Consider the following 2172-nt stretch of genomic DNA (forward strand, 5'->3'; position numbering starts at 1 on the left):
CATAGACGGCGGTGAAGAGCTTCCTGCCGTCGCGCACCGGCACGCGGTACTCGTACTTGGTGTAGTGCTCGCGCGGCTCGTAGGCCGGCGGCTTGTTCTCCTCGTCGGCGGCTTGGACCGCCAGGCCGGTCAGGCCCAGCAGCAACAGGAAGGAGGCGCGCAACAGCAGCATCGTCGGCAACGGCGGGTTGAAGGAGGGGCGAAGTCTGACACCGACCGGATGGACGGCGGCGTTAGGCTGGCGGATCGCCAGCTGCGGGAGGCTCCGCCATGAAGATTGACACGAACACCTACCGGGTCGCGTCGGGCCAGAAGGTCAAGCTCAAGCACTGGGCCACGGCCGTCGACCCGCTGTACAGCGACAAGGGCGACTACGAACAGCGGCTGGGCGCCCAGGTCGAGCGGCTCAGCGAGTTGCAGAACCTGCTGTATGCGCACAACCGCTACTCGCTGCTGCTGGTCTTCCAGGCCATGGACGCGGCGGGCAAGGACGGCGTCATCAAGCATGTGATGTCGGGCGTGAACCCGCAGGGCTGCCAGGTGTTCAGCTTCAAGCATCCCAGCGCCCAGGAGCTGGATCACGACTTCCTGTGGCGCACCACGCAGTGCCTGCCCGAGCGCGGGCGCATCGGCATCTTCAACCGCTCCTACTACGAGGAGGTGTTGATCGTGCGCGTGCACCCGGAGATCCTGAAGGCCCAGTCCCTGCCCAAGGAGACGACGCGTGCGCCGGCGATCTGGTCGGATCGTTATGCCTCCATCAACAACCTGGAGCAGCACCTGCACCGCAACGGCACGCGGGTGCTGAAGTTCTTCCTGCACCTGTCCAAGGAGGAACAGCGCCAGCGCTTCCTGGCGCGGCTGGAAGACCCAGCCAAGAACTGGAAGTTCACCGCCGACGACATGGCCGAGCGCGAGCTCTGGCCCAAATACATGCAGGCCTACGGCGAAGCGTTGGGCGCGACCAGCAGCGAAGAGGCGCCCTGGCATGTCGTGCCGGCGGACGACAAGCGCAACGCACGCCTGATCGTGTCCCAGGTCATTGTCGACACGCTCACGGCGCTGAAGATGAGCTACCCCGAGCCCACCCTCGACGCCGTCGAGCTGGCGGCGATCCGCAAGCGGCTGAAGGCGTGATCAGCCGAACTTGACGGCGTAGACGGGCGGCAGGTGGGCCGACACGGCCTGCCAGCTGTCGCCCGCGTCGCCGCTCGCCCACAGGCCGCCGGTCGTCGAGCCCATCATCAACTGCTCACCCGCGTCGTCCACCGCCAGGCCGTGGCGGTAGATCAGGTCGTAGCAATGCTGCTGCGGCAGGCCGGCACGCAACACGTCAAAGCTCTTGCCGCCGTCGCGGGTGCGGGTCACGCACAAAGCTCCATCCACCGGGATGCGGCGTTCGTCCTTGACCGCGGGCACGAACCAGGCCGTCTGCGAGTCGGCCGGATGCGCGGCGACGGCAAACCCAAAGCTCGACGGCTGGGCCTGCAGCTCTTCCCAGGTCGCGCCGTTGTCGCTGCTGCGGAAGATGCCGCAGTGGTGCTGGCACCAGAGCACATCGGGCTCGGCACGGCAGCGGGTGATCAGGTGCGGGTCCTGCGAGTTCTCGTCGCCGGCCAGTTCGGGCGGCATGAAGTCGGCCCGCATACCCTTGGCGCGCAAGCCCCAGCTGCTGCCGCCATCGGTGGTGCGCCAGGCGCCGCCGCAGGACACGCCCACCAGCAGCTCGTCGGCGTTCGATGGATGCGGGCAGATCGAGTGCAAGGCCGGCGCCGGGTTGCCGCCGCCCATCCACTGCAGGCGGCGCGGGTCCATCCACAAAGCTTCGCTGAGCTGCCAGCTCTCGCCGCGGTCGCGGCTGACGAACAGCCCGCCGGGAATGCTGCCGCACCAGATCGCGTCGCCCGAGCGTTCCAGCGAGAACACCTGTTCCAGCTTCCAGGCCGGCCCTTCGGCGCCCTCGGGCTGCGCCGGGAAGCTCGGCGCCGACACCTCGTGCCATGTCTTGCCGGCGTCGTCGCTCGCCTGCAGCTTGGCGCCGAAGTGGCCCAGGTTGAGCCCTGCCAGCATGAAGCCCGAGGCGTCGGGCGGCAGCAGCATGGTGACCGGGTCGGCCACGAAGCTGAGGTTCTCGATATGCCAGGTGCTGCCACGGCGGCGCAGCTCGAAAAG

General features: G+C 68.0%; 3 protein-coding genes. 1 reads left to right on the plus strand and 2 read right to left on the minus strand.

Translation table 11 applies throughout. The annotated features are described in order from the left end of the window. On the minus strand, positions 1–181 hold a 181-nt coding region (locus ACXJKR_RS30490; protein ID WP_457326032.1), incomplete at its 3' end, for a hypothetical protein. An 89-nt stretch (positions 182–270) separates the two neighbouring features. On the opposite strand from ACXJKR_RS30490, the gene ACXJKR_RS30495 reads away from it, so the two are divergent. Continuing rightward, positions 271–1137, plus strand: a complete 867-nt coding sequence (locus ACXJKR_RS30495; protein WP_457326030.1) for an ADP-polyphosphate phosphotransferase — start codon at positions 271–273, stop codon at positions 1135–1137. Here the strand turns inward: ACXJKR_RS30495 and ACXJKR_RS30500 are convergent. Beyond that, positions 1138–2172 (minus strand): WD40/YVTN/BNR-like repeat-containing protein (locus tag ACXJKR_RS30500; RefSeq protein WP_457326031.1); only part of this gene is annotated, 1035 nt, incomplete at its 5' end.

The sequence above is a fragment of the Roseateles sp. P5_E11 genome (assembly GCF_054049355.1).

Bases quoted from the DNA above. Each gene is read 5' to 3' on its own strand.
- ACXJKR_RS30495 (WP_457326030.1), top strand. From the start codon at position 271: ATGAAGATTGACACGAACACCTACCGGGTCGCGTCGGGCCAGAAGGTC.